Genomic DNA, 6,060 nt, shown 5'->3' with positions numbered 1-6,060 from the left:
GGCCGAGCTAACTTTCAATATTCGCGTTGCTCATATTAAAAGTGGATCTCGACCTGCGGAACGCAATGCCTTTAGCGGGCACCACCAACTGCGTTCTCACTATGTATCGACGGCCAGCTTCCGTCCCAGTTTCAAATCACTTCCACTTCATTAGGCCACTGGCACCTGATAGCTACGAAACACGTCATGCCAACGTTGATGCCACATTCAATATAATCGATGATGCCGTAATGTGAGCGTATTTAATCTGTAAGCTTGTGATATCAACCGAGAAAGTTTGTGAACGGAAGCGACTTGGCAGAACGGAGGAAAACTGGACAATTGCCTGTGGCAGTAGAATCAAGTGAAACGCCGATTTTTGGCGGTTCGCGCAGATTCTACCGGTAGATTTTGAAACAAAGTGATTTTCTTTGGTTCAAAATCTAGGTGAAAGCTCCTCGAACGATTTTTGTTCGAGAGCTGCAACCGGCCGCACCGGCAACTTGTCCAGTTTTCCGCAGTGGCGCCAAGCCACTGGAGCTCACGAATTTTCGTGCCGTTAGGCTATTGATATCGCCAACTGGAAGAGTAAAAAAACTCGGCATGCCAATTGACATGCCGAGCTTCGGTTAATTTCGATGCATTTTGAATTCGAGGAACAAATCGTTGTATAAGCCAACCACTGAGGGATCGAGGTCTTTGTAGACTTCAGAGCGCTTGATGATGGCTTCGTTGGGATAGAACTGTTTGTCTTCACGCACAGACTTTGGCAACAATGCCTGAGCCTTGGCACTCGGCGTGGTGTAGCCGACGTATTCTGCATTTTGCGCCGCATTTTCTGGCTTGTTGATAAAGTTCAAGAAAGCATAGATGGCTTTGAAGTGCTTGGCGGTCTTTGGGATCACCAAGTTATCAAACCACAAGTTGGAGCCTTCTGATGGCACCAAGTAATGCAAATGGGAATTTTCTGCCATCATATCCGCTGCTTCACCAGACCAATCAACGGCCACGGCAGCTTCGTTTTCCGCCATGTACATTTTGATTTCATCAGCCACCACGGCTTTGACATTCGGGGCTAAGGAATCAAGCTTGGCTTTGGCCGCTTGCAAAGTCGGCGCGTCAGTGGTGTTCATTGACTTGCCTAACGATACCAAGGAGAAGCCCATAATATCGCGTGCAGAGTCGACTAACATGATATTATCTTTGAATTGCGGCTTCCATAAGTCGTCCCAATGTTGGATCTCACCAGGCTTCACGAACTTGTCGTTGTAAATGATCCCCAATGTTCCCCAAAAATATGGGAGCGAATATTTGTTGCCAGGATCAAAACTGCGATTCATTACATCCGGGTTGAAGGTGTTGAGATATTTCAGCTTACTGTGATCGATCGGCAATAACATGTGGGCCTTGTTCATTTTTTCAACCATGTATTCCGATGGGACGGCTAAATCATACGACGTGCCACCTTGTTGGATCTTGGTATACATGGCTTCATTGGAATCGAAAGTTTCATAATTGACGTGATAGCCGGTTTCTTTTTCAAACTTGGTGATCAACTTAGGATCGATATAATCGCCCCAGTTGTACAAGTTCAAGGTGTTGTCACCGGTGGCGCCTTGGGATTTCTGCAGTTCAGCTGACCAAACTGCCAATCCCAAAACGACCAACAACACGGCCACGGTCAGGCTAATGAGTTTTTTCAAGTGCGTGACCTCCCTTTTTGGCATGAGCTTTGCGCTTAGCTTGGCCTTCTTGAATGAAGTAATACCCGACCACTAACAACAAGGCGAAGATAAACATCACGCCGGACAAGGCATTGATTTCAAGCGAAATACCTTGCCGCGCGCGGGCGTAGACTTCCACCGCCAACGTGGAAAAGCCATTCCCAGTGACGAAGAAGGTTACGGCAAAGTCATCCAGCGAATAAGTGAACGCCATGAAAAAGCCGGAGAAAATGCCTGGTGTGATAAATGGTAAAATCACTCGCGATAAAATCTGCGCATTACTTGAACCTAAGTCCCGCGCCGCATCTAACATCGATTGGCGCATTTCTTGCAGCTTAGGCAACACCATCAACACCACGATCGGAATCGAAAAGGCGATATGCGCCAACAGTACTGACCCAAAGCCTAACGGGATCTTCAATGCAGTGAAGAAGATCAAAAAGCTCGCCCCAATAATGACATCAGGAGATACCATTAAAATATTGTTCAACGACAACACGGTATTTTTCATCAAAGGCTTGGTGGTGCGATGAATCGCCAAAGCGCCAAGCGTGCCGATGGCTGTCGCGATCAAACTGGACAACAAGGCCAACAACAACGTGTCGATCACGATTTGGATCATGCGTGTGTCAGCAAATAATTCTTGATAATGCGCCATGGTAAAACCTTGGAAGTTGGTCATGGTGTCGCCTTTAGAAAAGGAATACATCACCAAATAAATGATCGGGACGTATAGCAGAATAAATACGACCCATAAATATAAGTTAGAGAGCTTCATTTTTTTCATGCACGACGCCCCCGTTTCTTTTTACGTTCACCAGTTAAGAACATGATGATAAACATCGCCACGATCAACACCACGCCGATCGTTGAGCCCATCCCCCAGTTCATCGTGACTAAGAAATGCTCTTCGATCGCCGTCCCTAAGGTGATCACGCGGTTCCCACCGATCAAGCGCGTCAACATGAACAAGCTTAAGCTGGGAATAAACACGGCTTGCACGCCTGCTTTAACGCCAGAAATCGTCAGTGGCCAAATCACCTTGGTAAAGGTTTGCCACCACTTGGCGCCAAGGTCGCGCGAGGCATTGACAAACGATTCATTGAGTTCTTCGATGCCGTTGAAAATCGGTAAGATCATAAACGGAATTTCAATGTAGCTGGCCACGAAGATGAACGCCGCATCAGTAAACAAGAACTGCTTAGGTCCGATGCCGACCATGCTCAAGAAGGTATTGATGCCACCGTTTTGCGAAAAGATGCCAATAAAGGCATAAGCTTTGAGCAACAAGTTGATCCAAGTCGGTAAAATGATCAACAAGATCCACAGCTGCTTGTGTTTGGTGTAATGCAACAAGTACGCCGTCGGATAAGAAATCGCTAAGGTGACCACAGTGATCACGAAAGCATAAAAGACTGAGTTAAAGGTCATTAAAATATAAGTGCCGCTGGAAAAATAGGTCGCATAGTTGCTGAGGGTAAAATGCCCGTTGATATCAAAGAAACTTTGATAAATGATCAACACCAACGGCGCGATCACAAACAGCGCCAGCCACAACACATAAGGCACATAAAAGGCCACATTGGTCGATGATTTTTTCATGCGCTTTATTCCCCTTCATAGCTTTCCAACCGGGCATCGAAATCTTCTTCAGTTTCGTTCAAGCGCATGACATGAATATCTTCAGCGTCAAAAGTGACCCCGACATTCTCGCCATCTTTGGCAGGGTTGGTGGAGTGGATCAGCCATTCATTGTTCAACTGATCATACGCGACGATTTCATAATAATCCCCGCGGAACAACTGGGTATCGACTTTCACAGTCACTTTGCCGGCGTCTGGTGCCACCAAGTCCAAGTCTTCTGGACGCAACACCACTTCAACAGATTCATGCGGGCGCATCCCAGCATCAGCACATTCAAACGTCTTGCCGTTGAATTCCACCAGGTAATCTTGGATCATGTGCCCAGCGACAATGTTGGATTCCCCGATAAAGTCCGCGACAAAATGGTTGATCGGTTCATCATAAATATCCACTGGAGTGCCAGATTGTTGGACTTCGCCGTCGTTCATGACGAAAATTTCATCAGACAATGCCAAAGCTTCTTCTTGGTCATGCGTGACAAACAAGAACGTGATGCCTAAGCGCTGTTGCAATTCACGCAATTCATATTGCATGTCTTTGCGCAACTTGGCATCCAACGCGGATAAGGGTTCATCCAGTAATAACACCGCTGGTTCTAAGACAATGGCGCGCGCGATGGCGACCCGCTGTTGTTGCCCACCGGATAATTCGGAAATCTCACGATCCGCAAAGCCGTTTAACCGCACCATTTTTAAGGCGTTAGCGACACGTTCTTCAATGTCTTTTTTGGCGGTTTTGCGAATGCGCAAGCCGTATGCGACGTTTTCAAACACATTCATGTGTGGGAATAAGGCGTAATCTTGAAATACGGTGTTGACTGGGCGTTCATTGGCAGGCATTTCGTTGATGCGCTTGCCGTTGAACAACACGTCCCCTTGGCTGGGGTCTAAAAAGCCGGCGATCGCCCGCAAAATCGTGGTTTTCCCAGAGCCTGATGGGCCAAGCAGCGTGTAGAACTTACCTTCTTCAATTTCAATGTTGATGTCTTTTAACACCACGGTATCGCCATATACTTTGGATACATGTTTCAATTCAATGATGGTTTTGCTCAAAATGTCCCCTCCAAATTACAAATAAGATGCCGTCGCCACTAGGAGGATCTCCGAGGTGGTTTTGGCGACGTTGATAATTTTGTGTTGCTGCGTCGCGTGAAAGTAAATCGTTTCCCCTTTTTTGGCGACGTAACACTGATCGCCTAGCGCCAATTGCACCCGGCCTGACACCACATAGACAAAGGTTTCTGCCGGGCTGGGTTCAAAAGTCTTAAATTCGCCAGCGTGATCGAATTGGATCATCACTGGCTCCATTTCGTTTTCGTTGGATTCTGGTACCAACCAGCGCAAATTGTAGCCGCGCTCTTGGTCTTCATACACCACTTGATCAGCTTTGGTGTACACCAGTTGTTGATTTGGCGTTTCTGTAAAAAATTGCGCCGGCGTTTGGCCAAGCACGTTCAATAAATCAAAAAAGGTCTCCATCGAAGGTGACGATTGATCGTGCTCCAGCTGGGAAATGTAGCCTTTGGACAAGTCGGTGCGTTCCCCAAGCTCTTCTTGGGTCAAATTTTTTTGGATCCGTAAATCGCGAATTTTCTGGCCTATATCCACGGCACACCCCCATATCATTCCGACGCAACCCCATGATGGCGCGGAATGGTCACGCGCCGAGTTTGCTTAAACTAAACTATTTGTTTAATACCAACGCTTAATTATACTGGCGATGATAACATTTACAAGCAGTTTCAACTAAAAAATTTGTGGCATTGTGATGACAAAAACGTGACAGGCGCCCCAGCGGCACGCATTAGCTTTTTGGATCCTTTTGCTCGGTGATACAAACGGACAATGCTTGGCAACGCCTGCATAATTTCGCTGTTTTGCCATGAACGCGAAACTTTTACATTACTTACTATTTCAATGTAAAATGTTCACGTGAGGTGAAACCATGACCAAAGAACGGATCAACGCGTTAAGCGACGGCGTCTTTGCCATTTTGCTAACGATTTTAATTTTAGAATTTAAACCAGAAACGATTCATCCTGGGAGCTTGGGCCGGGTGCTTGGCCAACAAGTGCCTTTGTTTTTGATGTATGCGATGTCCTATTTTTATGTCGGCACGAGCTGGTTATTTCATCACGACTATTTCTTATCCGTTAAGCGCACCAACCGCACGCTGAATATTTTAAATCTGGGGTTGTTGTTTACCGTCACCTTGGTCAATTACGCCATGGTGTTGTTGATCGAAGCGCTGACCAATGGCAATCAAGCCGATATTCAAATCGCGTTTATCGTGTATGATGTGGTCGCAATTTTGATTTCTGGAAGTTTCTTAGTCGTGTATCGCTTCTTGGAAAGCAATCCGGAGTTGCGCAACTTGAATGGCATCGAGCAACACTACAACCGCATTCGCATGGATCCAGCGCGTTCGGTATGCATTTATCTATTGTCGATCGGGGCCAGCTTTTTCTCGAACGTCTTAGCCGGAGCGTTGTTAGTTGCTGGCGTCGTTTTTCATTTTGTCGCCTACTTGCGGTTCTCCAAAGTGATCCATATTGGTGTGAAGAAGCAGGCGTTGAATAAGCGCTGAGGCCACTGTCAAGCGAATTAGCGCCGAGGATACTCTAGGTGTAAAGTTTCTCTCGGTTAGGTCCGAGTCATAAGGATAAATTGACAAAAGAAGACCGCTTGTCCTCTAATTGAGCTACCACACAAAA

6 protein-coding genes are annotated in these 6,060 nt (G+C 46.5%); 1 reads left to right on the top strand and 5 read right to left on the bottom strand.

Going from position 1 to position 6,060, the window contains the following annotated elements; genetic code table 11:
* Positions 1 to 608: 608 nt before the first annotated feature.
* From FD01_RS04075 to FD01_RS04055, 5 genes are read right to left on the bottom strand one after another with little or no spacing between them, the layout of a single operon-like run.
* Positions 609 to 1,682 carry an ABC transporter substrate-binding protein gene (locus FD01_RS04075; protein ID WP_056962747.1) on the bottom strand — a complete coding sequence of 358 codons (1,074 nt, stop codon included), beginning with the start codon at positions 1,680 to 1,682 and terminating at the stop codon, positions 609 to 611.
* The gene (locus tag FD01_RS04070; RefSeq protein WP_056962744.1) at positions 1,666 to 2,490 is read right to left on the bottom strand and encodes an ABC transporter permease; all 825 of its coding nucleotides are present in this window, start codon (positions 2,488 to 2,490) and stop codon (positions 1,666 to 1,668) included. Before FD01_RS04070 ends, FD01_RS04075 begins: the two co-directional genes overlap by 17 nt.
* Positions 2,487 to 3,305 carry an ABC transporter permease gene (locus tag FD01_RS04065; protein ID WP_054717542.1) on the bottom strand — a complete coding sequence of 273 codons (819 nt, stop codon included), beginning with the start codon at positions 3,303 to 3,305 and terminating at the stop codon, positions 2,487 to 2,489. The genes FD01_RS04070 and FD01_RS04065 overlap by 4 nt, the downstream gene beginning before the upstream one ends.
* 5 nt (positions 3,306 to 3,310) lie before the next feature.
* On the bottom strand, positions 3,311 to 4,399 hold the full coding sequence (locus FD01_RS04060) for an ABC transporter ATP-binding protein (protein ID WP_056962742.1): 1,089 nt from the start codon (positions 4,397 to 4,399) through the stop codon (positions 3,311 to 3,313).
* A 15-nt stretch (positions 4,400 to 4,414) separates the two neighbouring features.
* The gene (locus FD01_RS04055) at positions 4,415 to 4,954 is read right to left on the bottom strand and encodes a helix-turn-helix domain-containing protein (protein WP_054717539.1); all 540 of its coding nucleotides are present in this window, start codon (positions 4,952 to 4,954) and stop codon (positions 4,415 to 4,417) included.
* Between the two features lie 337 nt (positions 4,955 to 5,291).
* Between FD01_RS04055 and FD01_RS04050 the strand changes: the two genes are divergently transcribed.
* On the top strand, positions 5,292 to 5,933 hold the full coding sequence (locus FD01_RS04050) for a TMEM175 family protein (RefSeq protein WP_054717538.1): 642 nt from the start codon (positions 5,292 to 5,294) through the stop codon (positions 5,931 to 5,933).
* The last annotated feature ends 127 nt before the right edge of the window (positions 5,934 to 6,060 follow it).

This window comes from Lacticaseibacillus manihotivorans DSM 13343 = JCM 12514, assembly GCF_001435035.1.
Lineage (GTDB): Bacteria > Bacillota > Bacilli > Lactobacillales > Lactobacillaceae > Lacticaseibacillus > Lacticaseibacillus manihotivorans.
The sequence above is the reverse complement of the archived record's forward strand: the minus strand, read 5'-3'. Positions and strand labels throughout refer to the sequence as shown.

What these genes read in the sequence shown, in the direction of transcription:
- FD01_RS04070 (WP_056962744.1), bottom strand. Translation starts at nt 2,490, where the DNA reads ATGAAAAAAATGAAGCTCTCTAACTTATATTTATGGGTCGTATTTATT.
- FD01_RS04065 (WP_054717542.1), bottom strand. Translation starts at nt 3,305, where the DNA reads ATGAAAAAATCATCGACCAATGTGGCCTTTTATGTGCCTTATGTGTTG.
- FD01_RS04050 (WP_054717538.1), top strand. Translation starts at nt 5,292, where the DNA reads ATGACCAAAGAACGGATCAACGCGTTAAGCGACGGCGTCTTTGCCATT.